Genomic DNA, 19,197 nt, shown 5'->3' on the forward strand with positions numbered 1-19,197 from the left:
GGGACGTACACATCCGGCAGGAAGTTCATCTCGATCTTGATCGTGCCGTCGCCGGTGCACGCCTCGCCGCGTCCGCCATTGCCCCCGCCCGGGGGAATGCTGCCCTTAAGGCCCGTAGTAATTGCAGTGCCCCCGGTGCCGCCACTGCCGCCGTCGCCGGCGTTGCCGTGACCGCTGGTGCCCCCCGTGCCGCCGTCGCCACCGAGGCCGCCGCGGCCCCCGAGGCCACCGTCGCCGCCGTTACCTCCGGTGCCGGCATTGCCGCCCACCGAGCTACCGCCCTGCCCGCCATGACCGCCGGTACCGGCGGTGCCGGCAACAGAATTCTGGCCGCCTTGACCCCCTTGGCCACCGTGGCCGCCGTCGCCGGCGCCGGTCGCGGCGCCACCTTGGCCGCCCTGTCCGCCGGTGCCACCGATGCCGGTGAAGTTGCCGGTACCGCCGACCCCGCCGGCCCCGCCGTCTCCGGCGTTTCCGGCACTGCTGGTGCCGCCGTTGCCACCGGCGCCGCCGCTGCCGCCATTGCCGTTGATGACGCCCTGGCCGGCTTGGCCGCCTTGGCCTCCTTGACCGCCAGCGCCGCCGCGTCCACTGCCGGTCGCATTACCTCCCGCGCCACCGGCGCCGCCCGTTCCGCCGTTCGTCCCGTCCGGGCCGGTGCCGCCGTTCCCGCCCAAACCACCCGTGCCGGCATTTCCGCCGTCGGTGGCGTTGCCGCCGGCACCGCCGATCCCGCCCTTGCCGCCAGTGGACAGGCTGCCGCCACCAGTGCCGCCTGCGCCGCCTGTGCCGCCCGCTCCGCCATTGGAACCGTTGATTCCGGCGCCGCCGTCGCCCCCGCCCCCGCCGTTACCGCCAGCGGTGCCGTTACTGCCGCTGGCACCGCCATTGCCGCCGTCGCCACCCAGACCACCGGTGCCGGCGGCCCCGGCAACGCCACCGGCGCCGCCCGCACCCGCGGCACCACCGTTGCCACCGGTGCCGCCGACGCCTCCGGCGACCCCGTTGCCGGCCGCGCCGTCGCCACCGTTACCGCCGACCCCGCCGTTTCCGCCCTGCCCGCCGTGGCCGGTTTGGCCGAACAGTTGCCCGCCGGCTCCGCCGGCGCCGCCCGTGCCGCCTGCCCCACCGGCGCCCCCGGCGAACCCGATGCCGCCGGTACCGGCGGTTGCCGAAGCGCCCTGATACCCGGCCCCGCCGTCGCCGCCCAGGCCCCCGGCGCCACCTTGGCTGAACAGCAAGCCGCCCTTGCCGCCGACGCCACCGTTACCGCCGATCCCACCGACCAGGCCCGGCGCGCCGGCGCCACCGGTACCGCCTTGGCCACCGGCTCCACCAGTGCCGTAGAGCAACCCGCCGTTACCGCCAGCCCCTCCGGTCCCACCAGTGGACAGCGTGGTGGTGCCTACGCCACCGGCCCCGCCGGCCCCGCCGTTGCCGAACAGCCCCGCGGATCCGCCCGCGCCCCCAGTTTGACCGGTTGCGCCTGCGGCGCCGTTGCCGCCGTTGCCCCACAACAGTCCGCCGTCGCCGCCCCGGCCACCCGGTGTAGTCGCGTTGGCGCCGTCACCGATCAGCGCTCGCCCGAAGAGTGTCTGCGTGGGTGCGTTGATCGCCCCGAGCACCTGCTGCTCGGCGAACTGCAGCGGGTTGGCGTTGGCCGCCTCGGCCATGCCGTAAGAGCCGGCGCTGCTGGTTAGGGTGCGCAGGAACTGGTCGTGAAACGTCGTCGCTTGAGCGCTGAGTGCTTGGTACTGAGCGCCATGGTCGCCGAAGAACGCCGCGATCGCCGCCGACACCTCATCGGCGGCCGCTGACACCAACTGGCTAGTCGCCGACGCCGCGGCCAAATTAGCCGATCGGACTGCATCCCCGATCCCAGCGAAATCGGTAACGGCAGCGGCCATCAACTGCGGTGAGGCAAACACGAAGGACATCGACGTCTCCTGGCTTAGGTGGTGCTAATCAGACAGACGGTGTCAATCCGGGACTGCGGAAAAGTTGCCCAAACATGGAATGCCCTGCTCAACGGCGGGATTTTCGGCGATACAGCCGCCTTATTGACGGGTCGTCGCGACTGGCGGCGTGGTGGTTGCCTGCGAGACGCTCGACGCCATCGCTGCTGGGCCTTGACCGTCCAGCGCGGCCGACCGGTTTAAAGTGCGGCCATGACAAAACGTGCGGCGCTAGCCGCAGTCGCGGTGTTGCTGTCGGTCCTGGTCGGGTGTGGCCCAGCCAAACCGGTGTCAAAGCCGACGTCGACGCCCGCACAACAGCCGCCCAACGAGATATCGGGCCTGCAGATCCCCGCCGGTCGCATTGACGAGGCCGTCGGCAAGGTCGACGGTCTGGTGGCCGAGCTGATGAAGAGCAGCGGCATCCCAGGCATGGCCGTCGCAATTGTGCACGGTGGAAAGACCCTGTACGCCAAAGGATTCGGTGTCCGTGATGTGAGTAAGGCGGACAGTCCGGACAATAAGGTGAACGCCGACACCGTGTTTCAGTTGGCCTCGGTGTCGAAGTCCGTCGGTGCGACGGTGGTGGCCCATGAAGTGACTGAAGGTGCCATCACCTGGGACACACCCGTGATGTCGAAGCTTCCCTGGTTCGCACTCATGGATCCCTACGTCACCACCAATGTCAGTGTCGCCGACCTCTATTCACACCGCTCCGGCCTGCCCGACCACGCCGGCGACGCGCTCGAGGATCTGGGCTACGACCGTCAGCAGGTGCTGGAGCGGATGAGAGACCTTCCGCTGGCACCGTTTCGGATCAGCTACGCCTACACCAACTTCGGCGTGACCGCTGCCGCCGAAGCGGTCGCCGCCGCGGCAGGCAAGCCCTGGGAGGACCTTTCCGACGAGGTGCTCTACCGACCGTTGGGGATGACGTCGACCAGTTCGAAGTTCGGTGACTTTCTGGCCCGGCCCAACCACGCCGTCAACCACATCAAGGTGGGAGACAAGTGGGAGGCTCGCTTCCAGCGCGACCCGGGCCCCCAGACACCCGCGGGCGGGGTCAGTTCATCGGTCAACGACATGGCGCACTGGCTGACCATGCTGTTGGCCAACGGTACCTACAACGGTCAGCGGATCATGTCGCCGGAAGCGCTGCTGCCCGCCTACACGCCACAAGTGATTTCGGTGGCCGCGAAGAATCCGAAAGCTCGCGCGAGCACCTACGGCTACGGGTTCAACGTGTCGGTGACCTCGTCCGGCCGAACCGAATACAGCCATTCCGGAGGCTTCGGCCTCGGCGCCGCAACAAATTTCGCGGTGCTGCCATCAGAAGACATCGCCATTATCGCCTTGACCAACGCGGCCCCTTACGGCGTGCCGGAGGCGTTGAACGCCGAATTTCTGGATCTGGTGCAATACGGCGAGGTCCGCGAGGATTGGCCGAATCTGTACCGACAACAACTTGCTCCGATGAACAACCCGGACGGTTCGCTGGTCGGCAAGCAACCGCCCGTCAGTCCGGCCCCGGCCAGACCGACGAGCGACTACGTCGGCGTCTACAACAACGACTACTGGGGACCTGCGACCGTGACCGATCGCGACGGCCAACTCCAGCTGTCGCTTGGTCCGAAGAACCAGACGGTCAACCTTACGCATTGGGACGGCGACACTTTCACCTTTGCGTTGTCCAACGAAAACGCGTTGCCCGGTTCGATTTCCAAAGCGGTGTTCTATCCGGGAGCTACCGGCGACGCGCTGAACCTGGAGTACTACGACTCCGACAAGCTGGGCACCTTCACCCGGTGATGAGTTGGTATCGTTTGGGTCGTCTCACGTTCCGTTTGGAGAGCTGGTGAGCATTTCGGGATTGACCGATGCGCAAGTGGCACAACGCATTGCGGACGGCAAGACCAACGATGTTCCAGAACGTGCCACCCGCAGCATCCCGCGAATCGCCGCGGCCAACGTATTCACTCGCATTAACGCGATCTTAGGTGTGCTGTTCGCCATCGTGCTGGTGACCGGTTCATTGATCAACGGCCTTTTCGGTCTGCTCATCGTGGCTAACAGCGTCATCGGCATGGTGCAGGAGATCCGGGCCAAACTGACCCTGGATAAGCTGGCGATTGTCGGGCAAGCAAAACCGTTGGTACGTAGGGCATCCGGGACGCAGCTGTTGGCGCCTGCCGGGGTGGTGCTCGATGACATCATCGAACTCGGCCCTGGCGACCAGATTGTCGTCGACGGAGAGATCGTCGAACACAGCAACCTCGAGGTGGACGAATCACTGCTGACCGGCGAGGCCGACGCGATCGCCAAAGACGTTGGTGATCCGGTGATGTCGGGCAGTTTCGTCGTCTCGGGCGGTGGCGCTTACCGTGCCACGAAGGTGGGGGCGGATGCCTACGCGGCCAAACTCGCCGCCGAAGCCAGCAAGTTCACCTTGGTGAAGTCCGAACTGCGCAACGGCATCAACCAGATTCTGCGGTTCATCACCTATCTGCTGATCCCGGCCGGGTTGCTGACCATCTATACGCAGTTGTTCACGACGAGCGCCGGATGGCGAGAATCCGTGCTGGCCATGGTGGGGGCGTTGGTACCGATGGTGCCCGAGGGGCTGGTGCTGATGACCTCCATCGCGTTTGCCGTCGGTGTTGTCCGACTCGGTCGACGTGAATGTCTGGTTCAGGAGTTGCCCGCGATCGAGGGCCTGGCCCGCGTGGACGTGGTCTGCGCGGACAAGACGGGCACGTTGACCGAAAGCGGTATGCGAGTCTCCGACGTCGAAGAACTCGGCGCAGCCGGCCAGGACATCGGCGACGTGCTGGCCGCTCTGGCTTCGGCCGACTCCCGTCCCAACGCCAGCATGCAGGCGATAGCCGAGGCTTATGACGCTGACCCCGGGTGGACCGTCACGGCGACGGCGCCGTTCAAGTCGGCGACCAAGTGGAGCGGCGTGTCCTACGGTGAGCGGGGAAACTGGGTGATCGGGGCGCCGGACGTGCTGCTCGGTCCGGACTCGGCAGCAGCGAGGCGAGCCGAACGCATTGGTGCCCAAGGGCTGCGCGTGCTCCTGTTGGGAGCCAGCCCCACCCCGGTCGACGATCCCGACGCTCCGGGCGAAGTCACCCCGGCCGCGCTGGTGGTGCTCGAGCAAAAGGTGCGTCCTGATGCCGCCGAGACGATGGAATACTTTGCTATCCAAGGGGTCTCGGTCAAGGTGATCTCCGGGGACAACGCGGTGTCGGTCGGGGCGGTCGCTGACAAGCTCGGGCTGCGCGGCGACACGATGGATGCGCGCCGGTTGCCCACTGCCGAACCCGAATTGGCTGAGGCGGTGGAGTCGCACACCACCTTCGGTCGGGTACGGCCGGATCAGAAGCGCGCCATGGTGCACGCCCTGCAGTCACAGGGGCACACCGTTGCGATGACGGGCGACGGTGTCAACGATGTGTTGGCGCTCAAGGACGCCGACATCGGGGTCGCGATGGGTGCCGGCAGCCCCGCCTCGCGGGCGGTCGCGCAAATTGTGTTGTTGGACAACAAGTTCGCCACCCTTCCCTATGTGGTCGGCGAGGGGCGACGAGTGATCGGCAACATCGAACGGGTGGCCAGCCTGTTCCTGACCAAGACGGTGTACTCAGCGTTGCTGGCGTTACTGGTGGGGGTTGAGTGCCTCCTTGCCGAACCGCTGGGTGCCGATCCGCTGCTTTACCCCTTTCAGCCGATTCACGTCACCATTGCCGCCTGGTTCACGATCGGAATTCCGTCGTTCATTTTGTCTTTGGCGCCCAATAACGAGCGCGCCTATCCGGGATTTGTCCGGCGCGTGATGACGTCCGCGCTGCCCTCTGGACTGGTTGTCGGCATCGCAACCTTCGCGACTTACCTGACTGCCTACCACGGTCGGCACGCGACGTCGGTGGAGCAGGACCAAGCGTCGACCGCGGCGCTGATCACCTTGCTGGTAACCGCGGTCTGGGTGCTAGCTGTGGCGGCGCGCCCGTACTCGTGGTGGCGGTTAGCGCTGGTTGTCACCTCGGGCTTGGCCTACGTGGTGATCTTCAGCATCCCGTGGGCGCAACACAAATTCATGCTCGACCCGACAAACGTTTGGGTGACGACGATCGCGCTCGGTGTCGGGGCGATCGGGGCCGCTGTGATCGAAGCGATGTGGTGGATCAGAGCCAGAATTCTGGGAGTGCAGCCGCGGATTTGGCGGTAACCGATCTCCCGATGGCAACATGTCTTGGCCCCCAAGCCGCCAAGTAGGGTTCGGGGGAGACGACTGGCGGAAGGAATGATCAGCGTGAGCTTCCTGGACAAAGCCAAAAACGTGCTGGCCCAGAACGCGGACAAGGTCGATATGGCGATCAACAAGGCCGGCGAATTTGTCGACGACAAGACCGAGCACAAGTACACCGACACCATCCACAAGGTGCAGGAGCAAGCGAAGAAGCTGTCCGACACCGGCGATCAGCAGAGTTAGCGCGGATGGCGAAACTCTCCGGCTCCATCGACGTACCCCTCCCGCCGGAAGAGGCCTGGCGGCACGCCTCGGACCTGGCCCGGTACAAGGAATGGCTGACCATTCACAAGGTCTGGCGCAGCAAGCTGCCCGAGGTCTTGGAGAAGGGCACCGTGATCGAGTCGTATGTCGAGGTCAAGGGCATGCCCAACCGGATCAAATGGACAATTGTGCGCTACAAGCCGCCCGAAGGCATGACGCTCAACGGTGATGGCGTAGGTGGCGTCAAGGTCAAGCTGATCGCCAAGGTCGCGCCGAACGGTGACGCGTCGGTGGTCAGCTTCGACGTGCATCTTGGCGGTCCGGCGCTATTCGGTCCCATCGGCATGGTCGTTGCCGCCGCGCTGCGCAGCGATATCCGCGAGTCCCTGCAGAACTTCGTCAGGGTGTTCACCCGCCCAGACCCGGGCACCAACGGGGACAGCGTCATTCATCGCTGACAGGTGGCGTGCGGGGCCGTGCGTGACGACATGCGCCGGGGAGGTGCATATACATGTTTGCCCGGCTCTGAGCGACACGTACGACCTTCCTGCACCGACGTCGCGTAGGTGTCGCTCAGAGCCGGGCAAATAGGTACATGGTCCGGGCCCAGGGGCGGATGGGGCGCGTGTGACGAGCACCCGCCGCGATGAGTTTCTCGCGCCACCCGAGTCGGTACGTAGGACAACCCGAGCAACCAAGGAGGACCTCGTGCCCACCCGTGACCACGCCCCGCTGGGCGCCCCCTGCTGGATCGACCTGACCACTTCCGACGTCGAGCGCGCCCAAGACTTCTACGGCACCGTCTTCGGGTGGACATTCGAGTCCGCCGGACCCGAGTACGGCGGCTACATCAACGCCGCCAAGGACGGGCACCGAGTCGCCGGCCTGATGGCCAACAACCCCGAGTGGCAGACACCGGACAACTGGGCCACCTATTTCCACACCGGCGACATCAACGCCACCGTGGCGGCGGTCACCGCTGCCGGCGGGTCCGGCTGCCTGCAACCCATGGAAGTACCGGCGCACGGCTTCATGGCGGTAGCGACCGATCCGTCGGGTGCGGTTTTCGGTTTGTGGCAGCCCCTGGGGCACCGCGGTTTTGAGGTGACCGCCGAGGCCGGCGCTCCCGTCTGGCACCAGCTGACCACCCGCGATTACCGTGCCGTCCTCGACTTCTATCGCGAGGTGCTCGGGTGGCGCACCGAGCAGGTCGGCGACAGCGACGAATTTCGTTACACCACAGCATGGTTCGGCGAAGAACAACTGCTCGGTGTGATGGACGGCGCCGGCTTCCTCGCCGACGGCGTGCCGTCACAGTGGAGCATTTTCTTCGGCGCCGAGGACGTCGACAAGACACTGCAGGTGATCACCGACAACGGCGGTGCAATCCTGCGCGACGCCGAAGACACCCCTTATGGGCGACTCGCCGCGGCCACCGACCCGACCGGAGTGCCGATCAACCTGTCCTCGTTGGACACGCCGCAGAGCTGACCGATTGGCGTGAGCCGGGTCGCCCGACCCGGGTCGACTAACCTCGCAACCATGACTCGCCACCTGCGCCCCGGTTGGCTGGTCGCCCTTTTCGCCGCGCTGTTGTTCGCCAGCACGTGGCTACCGTGGCTGACGACGAAGGACAAGGGTGGCGGCTGGGCCAACGGAATCGGTGGGGCTCACGGCAGCCTGGAACTGCCGCATGGTTTTGGCGCCGGGCAGCTCATCGTGTTGTTGTCATCGACGTTGTTGGTGGCCGGCGCAATGGTCGGTCGTGGACTGTCGGTACGGGCGGCGTCGATTGCGGCACTGGTCATCTCGCTGCTTATCGGCGCGCTGATGGTGCTGTACTACCAGCGCAACGTCAACGGACCGGTCGCCGCGGAGTACGGACTCTACATAGGCGTGGTCGCGGCGGTGTGCGCGCTGGTCTGCGCGGTGTGGGCGGTCGCGGCGGCGGCGTTGGGCGGGCGGTCCGGCTCTTAGCCCGACGGGAACTCGTGGGTGCCCGAGGCTGAACTGGCGGCAGGCTCGTTGGCGCCGTACACGAACGGCGCGAACACCACTTCCCGCCCGTCCGGATCGCGGTAGGTGACCGCGCCATTGGCCTCCCAATAGGGGTGTTGTTCGACGCGCGCAACCGCCGCCTCTTCGAGGCGCGCGATGGCCGCTCGCTGGGCCGCCGCATCCGGGAAATACAGGCACAACTGTTCGTGGTGGTCGACCGCGACGCTGTCGGTGGCTTCGACGATTTCCATCGTCAAATGCGAGCTGGGCAACCCGAAGATGGCGCCATTGCTTCCGTAGCTTTCGCCGAACGTCTCATACAGCGGCAGCCCGACCAGTTCGCGGTAAAAACGCACGGTCTCAGCGAAATTCGTTGAGCGGCGGGCAAACCGGATCGCGCCGATGGAGGACATCCGCTCGGGCCAGCGGGTGATGCGTCTGGGCGCGTCCATGGTCACAGCCCGACGGCGCTGGCTGCCGACTCGGCGTGATCCCAGCGGCGCAACTCCGAACCCGCCACCCATGTCGAGTGTGTACCGCTGGAAATGCGTTCCGGTAGCGCGAGTTTGCACACCGGACCGTCGCCGACCCGGGCCGCGTCGAACACCAGGCAGTACGACGCGTCGGCGTTCATGTCCGTGGTCAGCGTGACCAGATAGCCGTCGTCCTCGCCGGTGCTGCCGACCCGGGGGGCCATCGCCGACTCGCTGCCATAGACACCGTCGCCCAGGGAATAACGTTCCTCGTTGCCGGTGAACAGGTCGTGTTTGACCAAGCCGTCGAATAGGAACCAACCGGGCTTGCCGGTAGCGGCATAGGTGTAGCGGTACTTACTGGTGGCGTAGTCGGCGTTGATGGTGCCGAACTCGGTGATCGAGTCCGACAACGGGCCTTCCCTCACCTCGCCAGTCACCAAATTCAGCCGCCACCGGTGCAGCCTGGCTTCCATCCGATCCAGTGCCAGGAACCGAAACAGCTTCTCCCACTTGCCGGTTGGCCCGGCGCCACTTTCCAGCGGTTGGGGTGCGCCCTCGAAGAACCCGTCCAGCACAATCTCGTCGCCGTCCTCGTAGGCGTTGGTGAAATGCAGCACGAACGTCGGATCGGCTTCGAACCAGCGGATGTCGGCCGTGTCGCCGCGGCGTGGAATGACTGCGAAGCGCGACGGCATGTCCGGGTAGTAACGCGGCAGGTGCACCTGATGCTCGAGCAGTCGGGGATCCCAGAACAGTGGAAAGTCGTTGAGGATGGCGTAGTTTTCGGTGAACGCCATATCGTGGGGCAGGCGCGGCCCGGGCAGGGGGATGTCGACGTAGTGGGCGAGATCGTTGTTCTCGTCGACCACGCCGTAGCGCATGTAGGGGTCCTGCTTGCTGTAGTTGAAGAACAAAAGTTCGCCGGTCTTGTTGTCCACCTTGGGATGCGCTGACACACCCCAATCGGACGGGAACCCGCCGTTCCAACTCTCCTTGCCCAGCGTGCGACCGGAATACGGATCGGCGCGGTACAGATCGCCACACTGATAGAAGCTGGTAAGTGCGATTCCGCGGTGCACGATGACATCGGTGCTGGAGGCGTCCTTCATCAGCTCACGAACGCCCCAGCCCTTTTCGCGCTTGGCAAACTGGACCGGTTCGGCCAGGCCGGGCCAAAGCGGTTCACCTGCTTCGTTTTCCGCCAAAAAGCCCTCGGTTTGGACAAACCGGTTGCGGTAAAAGGCTTTTCCGTCGCGGAATCCGACGACGTGCAGCATGCCGTCACCGTCGAACGGGTGATAGGTCTTGAATGCCGGGTGCAGCGGGTTCTCGGTGTTGCGCAGGTAGATGCCGTCCAGGTCGGCCGGGATCTCGCCTTCCACCGCGGTCAGGTCATCAGCGTCCCACTCCGTGGTTTGCGGCCGCCACGGACCGATCCGGTAGGGATGGTCGTCGTCTTCGGGCAGCGTCGAGAGGTACTTGGCGACAACTTCGACATCCATGATCAAACGCCCTTACTGACAACGAAACTGACCGTGGTGGCGGTGCTGCCGCCGAAGTTCAACGTGCCGAACTTGCCCGCACCCTCGACTTGGTAGTCGCCCGCCTGGGCGCTGACCTGCTTGGCCGCATCGAGCAGCATCCGCACCCCGGATGCCCCGACGGGGTGCCCGCCACCGATGAGGCCGCCGCTGGGGTTGATCGGCAGCCGGCCGCCGATCTCGATCTCACCGTTCTCGATGGCCTTCCAGGATTCACCCGGGCCCGTCAGCCCGATGTGGTCGATTGCCAGGTATTCGCTGGGCGTGAAGCAGTCGTGCACCTCGAACCCGTCCATGTCATCGAGGGTCACCTGTGCGCGCCGCAGCGCGTCCAGCACCGCGGACCGTACATGCGGCAGGACGTACGGATCGTTGGAGGCGCGATCGAGCTTCTGTTGCAGCCCGAGCCCGACCGTGCGGTGTCCCCAACCATCAATGCGGCCAATCGGCCGCGCGTCAGGGTGCTCCCGAAGGTAGGCATCGTTGACCAGGACCACCCCAGCCCCGCCGTCGGTCATCTGGCTGCAGTCCAACCGGCGCAACCGGCCCTCGGTGATCGGGTTGGTCTCGTCGTCGTCGCTGATCGGGTCGGGCACCGTCCAGCCCCGGGTCTGCGCGTTGGGGTTGCGGCGCGCGTTGGCGTAGTTGATCGCAGCGATGGCCCGCAGATGCGTGTCGTCCAAGCCGTAGCGCCGGTCGTATTCGTCGGCGACTTGGGCGAACATCGACGGCCACAGGTACCGCGCTTCGGCTCCCTCGTGGCCGGTCCAGGCGGCGGCCCCCAGGTACTTGGCGGCGGTATCGCCGGGCACGGTCTTTTCCAGCTCCAAGCCGACGACGAGCGCGCTCTCATAGGCGCCGGAGCGCAGGTCGGCCATCGCCGCAAGCACCGCCACGCTGCCCGAGGCGCACGCGGCCTCGTGCCGTGAGGCGGGGGTGTCCCACAGGTCGTCGCACACCGTGGCGGGCATGGCCCCGAGGTGACCTTGTGTGGCGAACATCTCACCGAAAGCGTTCGCCACATGAACCACTCCGATGGCCGCGGCGTCAATCTTGGCCGCCCCCAGTGTGCCGTCCGCGACCTCCGCGGTGAGGCTGGCGAAGTCGCGTTGCTCGCGGCTCAGGTTGCGCGCGAAGTCGCTCTGGTAGCCGCCCAGAATCCACACACCAGTCGATGAGCCATCCATACGCGGCACGGTACTCCCAGGTTGGTCCGCTGTTGGCGGCATACGGGGCAACGAGTCACGACGCGTCGAACCGGCCCAAATTAGAGCGGTCCCGTCGGCTCTCGGGCTGAACCGACGGGACCTGGGTGGGCATATAGGCCGGCCGATACGCCCACCTCCGTTCCGGCATTGCCATCCCGGGCCGTTGACAAACATCTGACGGCGATCGTTCTTGACACGGCTGCGTCACGATCCGCCGAATAGGGGCCCAGGACTAGGCCACACAACGAAATTCGTGCGGGTCGGCTGTTGACACTTTGTTGGTTGTCGCAGAACTAGGAGCGCGTGGGCGACGGGCCCGACCCCGACGGTGGTTGCTGGATCACGACCACGGTGGGTTTGCGTTGGGACGGGTCCTCGTCACCGGTGGCGTTGTCCTTGGTGGACGACCCGCCAGTCGTGGCCGCACCGCGACCCGCCAAGCTCGCCAGAGCCATTCCGCCCAACAGCGCTGCCGGCGCTGCGCCCAGGTTGGTCGGGGCGGGTCCGGCCGAAGCGCTGGGCAGCGACTCGACCGCGAGCCTGATCTCCGGCGCGGCCACTGTCCAGCTGTGTGGCACCGTCAGCGCCCCGACGAGTGCCGCGTGCCCGACACTCGCCGAGGCTGCGCCTGCCGCAGGGGTGTCGCCGAGTGGTGTGGCGTGCGTCAATTGCTCGGCGCGATTGTCCAAGTTCTCGTCGACACTGGTGCCCGCGTAGCTGAAGATCCACGGCCGGCCGGTGTTCACGATCCCCAGGGCCATGCTGACCGTCGAGGTAATCGCGAAGTACGCCGCCAGCACGTCCAGCTCCCCGATGGGGGTGGGAATGCCGGCGGCAGGGCCCGCCCGGCCCAACGCTGAGTCTGGTGACAGCAGCGCGGCCAGGCCCTGCAGCGTCTGGGCGGTGATCGGCGACAAGCTTAGGGCCGTCTGCGCCTCCGCGCTCGCTCGACCCGTCGGGCCCGTGGGATCGGCAGCTTGGGTTGGCGCCGTGAACGGCGGCAGCGTCGAGGCGAGCTCCGATGACGCCGCGTAGCTGTACATGGCGGCCGCGTCTTGCGCCCACATTTCGGCGTACTCGGCCTGCATAGCCTCGATTGCCGGGCTGTTCTGACCCAGGATGTTGGTCGTGACCAGGCCCATCACCTGGTTGCGGTTGGCGGCGATCAAGGGCGGAGGCACTGTCATCGCGAACGCCGCCTCGTACGCGGTCGCGGCCGTGCGGGCTTGGGCCGCAGTCTTTTCGGCTTGTATCGCCGCCGCACCCAACCACCCCGCATACGGTGCGGCTGCGGCGGCCATCGTCGCCGACGCCGGCCCCAGCCATGACTCGACCGCGAGACCCGCGATCACCGAACCGTAAGAGATCGCAGCAGAGTTCAGCACACCCGCCAGGCCGTCCCAGGCATTCGCGGCAGCGACCATCGAACCCGCTCCGGGGCCGGCATAGATCCGGCCCGAATTGATCTCTGGCGGTAACAGCCCGAAGTCCGTCGGCAACGCGCCTCCTACCCGGCCGCCACAGCGTTCGCGGCCTCGGTGATCGCATAGGAGCCGGCACTGGCCGCGAGTGTGCTGACGAACATGTCATGGATCATCGCCGCCTGCGCGCTGAACGCCTGATAGCTCTGGGCGTGTGCGCGAAACCGCGCAGCCGTCATCGCCGAGACCTCGTCAGCGGCCGCCGGAACCACCCCGGTGGTGGGTGCGAATGCGGCGACGGTCTGTGCCGTTACCGCCGAACCGATCCCCTGCAGGTTGCCCGCTGCTGTCGTCAGCGTCTCCGGCTGGGTGACCACAAACGACATCCGATCCTCCTTGCCAGCGGTAGCAAAGCGAAAGTTCCTGTGCCAGAACCGGTTAGCCTTCACCTGAGTGTTGGCGGCCCGACGGCCGGGTACTTCCTAGCCAGAAGGGTACTTCGTCACCCCCCGATCGGACTCAGGTTCGGCCGCGATCGGCCGCAGCGGTTTCGACGAGTTCGGCGCCGGGTGTACCGTCCAGGCCCAGCGCGATGGTCAGCTCCAGCACGGTGCGTGGATCGCTGAGCCGTTCGCCGTACAACTCACGCAGCTGGCTCATCCGGTAACGCACGGTTTGGGCGTGGATGAACAGATCAGCGGCCACCGCCTCGCGCCTCCCTTGGTGCAGCACCCACGAGCGCAGGGTTTCGGTCAGCTTGTCTACGGTGTTGGGCGGCAGTTCAGCCAGCGGGGCCAGCGCCCGGGCGCGCAGGTCGCGGGCCGCCTCGAGATCGGCGCCAAGTACCAGTTCCACCAGGTGGTCGTCGGTGTCGACCACGTTAATTATGTTGTCACCCAACAGGTCCCGGGCTCGTAGCGCACGATTGTAGGACGACCGGACGTCGGTCCACGGCCGGGTGGGACCCACCACGGCCTTCCGCGCCGCAAGGGAAGTCAGCAGCTGGCGCCGCCCTATGTCCGGCACCAGCAGTACTGCCAGCGCTTGTGCTGCGTCAACCCCGGGCAGGTCCTCGGCCAATTGCAGCGTCGACTGCCCGAATTGCGCTGCCAGACCCCGTGTTTGAGCGAGCGGCAACAGCACCGCGGTCAGCGTGTCGGGCGGTTTCCAGCCCACCTGCTCGGCGTCGGTAAGCAGGGTCGCGACGGGCTCGCCGGCCAGCAGGTCCAGGCTCAGCCGGTCCAGGTAGCGTTGCCGGGCCCGTCCGGTGGTTGCCAATTCATCGGCGTGGCCGGACACGCTGGACGCCGACAGCTCGTCGATGTAGGCGAACACCAACTCGGCGAACCTGGCGATCGTCGACGCGGGAAGTCCGGCCGCGACCGCGGTCGCGGACAGTTCTTGCCACGCCACCCGTGCGCCCACCCGAAAGGCCGCCAACAACGCATCGATGGTGCGGCCCTGCCGGGCTTCGCCGCGACCCAGCTCGTAGGCACCCTCGATGGCCGGAAACAGCGTTCCAGGATCGGCGTCCTCGGGGCGAGTCGCCAGTCGCAGGAACGCACGCAACGACGTCTGCACCGCATTCTCGATGATCTGACCCATGTGACCGCTGAACGCGTCGGTGTAACTCGGGACCTCGACGGTGATCGCGGTCACTGTTCGCTCTGCCATTGCCGGCAAGATTGCTTCCAGCGCCTTGACCACGGGTTCATCGAGCTGCAGTCCAGTCAATCGAAGTGACGGCTCTGACAAAATTATCTCTTTCGAACAATTCTACGTAATTTTTTCACGCTGATCGGTCAAGACTTTACACTCACGGACAACCACCATGGAAGTCATGACCACCGCCGTGCTTCGCCAGACGTCTCGACCCAACCTCGTCGGCGCGTTGCTCGAGGGGTTGCCTAGCCGCGTATTGAAGTTTGCCGAGCGGGTCACCACACCATTGGTCCCGACCGACTATCTCGACATCTTCGACCCGCTGCGCTCCAGCACCGACCTGCGCGGGCGCATCGTCGCGATCCACCCCGAAACCCGCGATGCCGTCACATTGGTGATCAAGCCGGGTCGCGGCTGGCGTCCGCACGTGCCCGGCCAGTACGTACGCATCGGCGTGGACGTCGACGGCGTGCGGCAGTGGCGGGCCTACTCGCTGACCTCCAAAACTGCGCGCCGCGACGGGTGTATCGCCATCACGGTCAAGGCCATCCCGCAGGGGGTGGTCAGCAACCATCTGGTCCGGCGCGCCACCGTCGGCACCGTCATCCAGCTTGACCAGCCCGCCGGTGATTTCACCCTCGGCGACCGACCGCCCACCAAGATGCTGTTCCTCACTGCGGGCAGCGGCATCACCCCGGTCATGGGGATGTTGCGCAACCTGGCCGGTTTCGGCGGTCCCACCCCGGACATCGTGGTCGTGCACTCCGCGCCCACGGCAGACGACGTCATCTTCGGCTGGGAGCTGCGCATGCTGGCGCGTGAGGGACGAATCCGATTGGTGGAGCAGCACACTGACGCCAACGGAATGTTGGATGTGGCCTGTCTGGCCGACGTGGTCCCCGACTTCACGCAGCGCCAGACCTGGGCGTGTGGTCCGGCCGGGCTGCTCGACACCCTCGAAAAGCGTTGGGCCGACGAAGGAATCGCCGACCGGTTGCATATCGAACGTTTCCGGCCGGCCGTCGTCACCGCCGGTGAAGGCGGCGCCGTGACATTCACCAAGTCCGGCAGCGTGGTGGAGGCCGACGGATCCCAGACCTTGCTGGACGCGGGGGAGTCCGCAGGCGTGTTGATGCCGTCGGGCTGCCGGATGGGGATCTGCTTCGGATGCGTCGTTCCGTTGCGACAAGGCGTAGTGCGCGACCTACGCAACGGCGAGCTCACCACCGCTTCGGCCGGCGACAACGTGAAGATCCAAACCTGCATATCCGCCGCGGCGGGTGCTTGCGAACTCGACCTCTAAGGAGCCCGAGAATGACTACCGCACAATCAAATCCCGCCGGCCACCTGTCCGACGAGGACATCGAGAACCTGGGCCGCGAACTCGACGCCATCCGCGAGCACGTGCTGGCCAGCCGTGGCGAGCGCGACGCCAACTACATCCGCAAAGTCATCGACGGTCAGCGCCGGCTCGAACTCGCCAGCCGCGCACTATTGCTCTTCTCGTTGTTCCCCCCGGCCTGGGTGATCGGTACGGCCGGGCTGTCGATCTCCAAGATCGTCGAGAACATGGAGATCGGCCACAACGTGATGCACGGGCAATGGGACTGGATGCGCGATCCGAAGATTCACTCGACCACCTGGGAATGGGATAACGCCTCGCCATCGGAGATGTGGAAGCACTCGCACAACGAGGTTCATCACACCTACACGAATGTCCTTGGCAAGGACCATGATCTGGGTTACGGCATCATGCGGGTGGATGAGGATCAACGCTGGAAGCCGTTCTATCTCGCTCAGCCAGTGTGGAACTTCATCAACGCGTGCTTATTCCAATACGGCATTGCCGCATACGATCTTGAGATCGGCAAGCACCTCCAGGGCCGCGGCGATAAGGACGAGTTCCGTCGGCAGGGCAAGAAGGTGCTCGGCAAAGTCCGTAAGCACGTGATGCGCGACTATGTGCTGCATCCGTTGCTGTCCGGGCCCTCAGCGGTTACCACGGTGACGGCGAATCTAACCGCCAACCTGATACGCAATCTTTGGACGCATTCGGTGATCATGTGCGGGCACTTCCCCGATGGTGTGCAGACGTACGAAAAGACCTCTATAGATGGGGAAACGCGCGGGCAGTGGTATCTGCGGCAGATGCTGGGCTCGGCGAACATTTCCGGAAACCCGTTCCTGCACTTCATGACTGGCAACCTGTCCTTCCAGATTGAGCACCATCTCTACCCCGACCTGCCCAGCAACCGCTACCAGGAGATTGCGCCAAAGGTGCAGGAACTCTTTGAGCGCTACGGCTTGACCTACACGACCGGGCCGCTGCCGCGTCAGGTCGCCTCTGCATGGAAAAAGGTGTTCCGCCTGTCGTTACCCAATGACTTCGGGCGCAAGGCGACTGAAGCAATCCGGCCCGCTGCCATCAAAGATGTAATCTTCGCCATACCTCGCCGCGAAGCACACGCGGCCTAACTTAGGCAAGCTCTATGACTTAGGTTTCGCGACGGGTGGTCGCGGGGCATCCGTTGTTAGTGTGGCGAAGAGTTGCCCGCGATTATTGTTAAGCAAAAGTAAGGTAGGTACCGACTCAAGATGCCGCTGCGGAAACTTCCGGCCCGTGGTGGCGAGAAGCCTGCGCGCAAGTTAATCCTCGGCTACACCGGGATTTTGGCATTGACCGCTGGTTTCGTCAATGCGGTCGGCATCCTGATCCTGGCTTTTCCGGTCGGGAACGTGACCGCCGTCACCACCCAGCTAGGCATGAACACAGCAAACCCGTTGCTCTACCAGGGGCACCTGCTCGCGGCGATCATCGGGGGATTCCTACTCGGAGCGGCCGCGGCCGGAGCAATTCTCGCCTCCACCAAGACGCTGCTGGGAAGACGTCAAGCCCTCGTGCTGATTCTCGAGGCGCTATTGCTGCTGCTGGTCGCCACGGGGATGGAATTGCCGACGCTGCAGGCGCCGATCGTCGCACTCGGTCTCGAGGTGAATGTCGTCGACGCAATGTTCGCTGCATTGGCCCTCGGCATGCAAAACGCGCTTACGTCAAATTTCCGCGGAATGGCGGTACGTACCACCCACTTCACCGGAACCATCACCGACCTCGGGCTGATGCTCGGCCGCAGCCGCAAGCATGGAATCGAAAAGTGGAAAGCCGCGGTGCTCAGCGTGACGTTCGTGCTGTTCCTCTGCGGCGGAGTTGCCGGGCTGCTGCTCGGTGCGCGGTTGGGCGGATACGCGCTGTTGCTGCCGGCCGCGACCTGTCTCGCCATCGCGGTGGCAGTGCTAGTGCGTGGACGTCGAGGCCGGTCGGGGGCCGAACCCGACGGGGCCGCCGCCGACTCGGGACACGCCGAGCCCCGACGCGCCGCCGCGTAAGCTGCCCAACCCGGCCGGACGCTAGCTCCTACCGTCGCTGACACCGGCGGCACGTCCGTGAATCTGCTCAGGCTCAGACCCTCGCCAATCCACCGGACGCGATTCGAGTAGTCGATTACGCAAGACAGCCCCTTCGCTTGGGCCGAGGCTGAGTTGCGCGGGACCTACGTCCTCCCTTAATGCGTCGCGGGAGCGCCGGTGTCGTCCAGGTTGGCTCAAAGAGGGGGACAGACATGTCATTCGTGAACATAGCTCCGGAGATGATGACGGCGGCGGCCTCGGATTTGGCCGGTATCCAGGCCACGCTCAGCGCGGCCAACCGAGCCGCGATCGCTCAGACGGCGGCCGTGCTGGCCCCAGCCGAGGACGGGGTGTCGGCGGCCATCGCTGCGCTGTTTTCGGCGCATGGCCAGGCATATGAAGCGGTCAGCGCACAAGCGACAGCGTTTCATGACCAGTTCGTCCGGCTCATGAGCGCGGGCGCGGGGCACTATGCCGCGGCCGAGGCCGCCAGCGCCTCCCCACTCCAGATGGTGCAGCAGCAGGTGCTTAACGCGATCAATTCGCCCTTCGTGACGCTCACCGGGCGCCCGCTGATTGGCGACGGCGCCACCGCGGCACCGGGGAGTGGAAACAACGGCGGAGCCGGCGGCTGGTTGATCGGCAACGGCGGAGCGGGCGGGTCCGGCGCAATCGGCAAGAACGGCGGCAGTGGTGGAGCTGCCGGACTCTTCGGCAACGGCGGGGCAGGCGGGGCCGGCGGACTCTCGGGGGCCGCTCCAGCCGCCGGTACGGGTGGCCGTGGTGGCGACGCCATGCTGTTCGGTGCCGGCGGACGCGGAGGCACCGGCGGGTTGGGAAACGTTGCCGGATCCGCTGGCGGGGTCGGCGGGGCAGGTGGAAATGCTGGATTGCTGATGGGTGCTGCCGGGCCGGGCGGGAATGGCGGGTCGTCCTGGCTGGGAGGTACCGGCGGACTAGGCGGAACCGGTGGCGCCGGCGGACTCTTCACCAGCGGCGGCGCCGGCGGCAACGGCAC

Annotated in this window: 17 protein-coding genes; 10 read left to right on the forward strand and 7 right to left on the reverse strand. The window is 65.8% G+C overall.

Annotation, left to right across the window (positions count from 1 at the left end):
- Nucleotides 1-1,937, reverse strand: a 1,937-nt coding sequence (locus tag A5634_RS03245) for a PE family protein (protein WP_065142656.1), incomplete at its 3' end; no start/stop codon positions are given.
- 231 nt (nucleotides 1,938-2,168) lie between these two features.
- On the opposite strand from A5634_RS03245, the gene A5634_RS03250 reads away from it, so the two are divergent.
- From A5634_RS03250 to A5634_RS03275, 6 genes are all read left to right on the forward strand, one after another.
- On the forward strand, nucleotides 2,169-3,764 hold the full coding sequence (locus tag A5634_RS03250) for a serine hydrolase (RefSeq protein ID WP_065142657.1): 1,596 nt from the start codon (nucleotides 2,169-2,171) through the stop codon (nucleotides 3,762-3,764).
- Nucleotides 3,765-3,810: 46 nt separating this feature from the next.
- Nucleotides 3,811-6,183 carry a cation-translocating P-type ATPase gene (locus A5634_RS03255; RefSeq protein ID WP_155769328.1) on the forward strand — a complete coding sequence of 791 codons (2,373 nt, stop codon included), beginning with the start codon at nucleotides 3,811-3,813 and terminating at the stop codon, nucleotides 6,181-6,183.
- Nucleotides 6,184-6,267: 84 nt separating this feature from the next.
- Nucleotides 6,268-6,447, forward strand: coding sequence for an antitoxin (locus A5634_RS03260; protein WP_065142668.1), 180 nt, complete (start codon nucleotides 6,268-6,270; stop codon nucleotides 6,445-6,447).
- A 5-nt stretch (nucleotides 6,448-6,452) separates the two neighbouring features.
- The gene (locus tag A5634_RS03265; protein WP_065142658.1) at nucleotides 6,453-6,926 is read left to right on the forward strand and encodes a type II toxin-antitoxin system Rv0910 family toxin; all 474 of its coding nucleotides are present in this window, start codon (nucleotides 6,453-6,455) and stop codon (nucleotides 6,924-6,926) included.
- Between the two features lie 250 nt (nucleotides 6,927-7,176).
- Nucleotides 7,177-7,959, forward strand: a complete 783-nt coding sequence (locus tag A5634_RS03270; protein WP_065142659.1) for a VOC family protein — start codon at nucleotides 7,177-7,179, stop codon at nucleotides 7,957-7,959.
- Between the two features lie 51 nt (nucleotides 7,960-8,010).
- Nucleotides 8,011-8,445: a hypothetical protein gene (locus tag A5634_RS03275; protein ID WP_065142660.1), complete on the forward strand. Its 435-nt coding sequence runs from the start codon at nucleotides 8,011-8,013 to the stop codon at nucleotides 8,443-8,445.
- Here the strand turns inward: A5634_RS03275 and A5634_RS03280 are convergent.
- From A5634_RS03280 to A5634_RS03305, 6 genes are all read right to left on the reverse strand, one after another.
- Nucleotides 8,442-8,918, reverse strand: coding sequence for a VOC family protein (locus A5634_RS03280; RefSeq protein WP_065142661.1), 477 nt, complete (start codon nucleotides 8,916-8,918; stop codon nucleotides 8,442-8,444). The two genes, A5634_RS03275 and A5634_RS03280, sit on opposite strands and share 4 nt — an antisense overlap.
- Before the next feature lie 2 nt (nucleotides 8,919-8,920).
- Complete coding sequence (locus tag A5634_RS03285; RefSeq protein WP_065142662.1) at nucleotides 8,921-10,444, reverse strand: carotenoid oxygenase family protein; 1,524 nt, start codon at nucleotides 10,442-10,444, stop codon at nucleotides 8,921-8,923.
- A 2-nt stretch (nucleotides 10,445-10,446) separates the two neighbouring features.
- On the reverse strand, nucleotides 10,447-11,670 hold the full coding sequence (locus tag A5634_RS03290; protein ID WP_065142663.1) for an acetyl-CoA acetyltransferase: 1,224 nt from the start codon (nucleotides 11,668-11,670) through the stop codon (nucleotides 10,447-10,449).
- Between the two features lie 314 nt (nucleotides 11,671-11,984).
- Complete coding sequence (locus A5634_RS03295; protein ID WP_081290160.1) at nucleotides 11,985-13,190, reverse strand: PPE family protein; 1,206 nt, start codon at nucleotides 13,188-13,190, stop codon at nucleotides 11,985-11,987.
- A gap of 8 nt (nucleotides 13,191-13,198) precedes the next feature.
- On the reverse strand, nucleotides 13,199-13,498 hold the full coding sequence (locus A5634_RS03300; RefSeq protein ID WP_065142664.1) for a PE family protein: 300 nt from the start codon (nucleotides 13,496-13,498) through the stop codon (nucleotides 13,199-13,201).
- A 133-nt stretch (nucleotides 13,499-13,631) separates the two neighbouring features.
- Nucleotides 13,632-14,786, reverse strand: a complete 1,155-nt coding sequence (locus A5634_RS03305; protein WP_081290162.1) for a PucR family transcriptional regulator — start codon at nucleotides 14,784-14,786, stop codon at nucleotides 13,632-13,634.
- A 166-nt stretch (nucleotides 14,787-14,952) separates the two neighbouring features.
- Here A5634_RS03305 and A5634_RS03310 point away from each other — a divergent pair, with 166 nt between their 5' ends.
- From A5634_RS03310 to A5634_RS03325, 4 genes are all read left to right on the forward strand, one after another.
- Nucleotides 14,953-16,077, forward strand: coding sequence for a ferredoxin reductase (locus A5634_RS03310; RefSeq protein WP_081290163.1), 1,125 nt, complete (start codon nucleotides 14,953-14,955; stop codon nucleotides 16,075-16,077).
- A gap of 11 nt (nucleotides 16,078-16,088) precedes the next feature.
- A complete protein-coding gene (locus A5634_RS03315) occupies nucleotides 16,089-17,249 on the forward strand; it encodes a fatty acid desaturase family protein (protein WP_065142666.1) in 1,161 nt (386 codons plus the stop codon).
- A gap of 120 nt (nucleotides 17,250-17,369) precedes the next feature.
- Entirely contained in the window at nucleotides 17,370-18,158 is a 789-nt protein-coding gene (locus A5634_RS03320; protein WP_081290161.1) for a YoaK family protein, read from the forward strand.
- A gap of 233 nt (nucleotides 18,159-18,391) precedes the next feature.
- A partial coding sequence (locus A5634_RS03325; RefSeq protein WP_155769329.1) for a PE family protein occupies nucleotides 18,392-19,197 on the forward strand: 806 nt, incomplete at its 3' end.

This window comes from Mycobacterium asiaticum, from assembly GCF_001673365.1.
In the GTDB taxonomy this organism is placed as follows: Bacteria; Actinomycetota; Actinomycetes; order Mycobacteriales; family Mycobacteriaceae; genus Mycobacterium; species Mycobacterium asiaticum_A.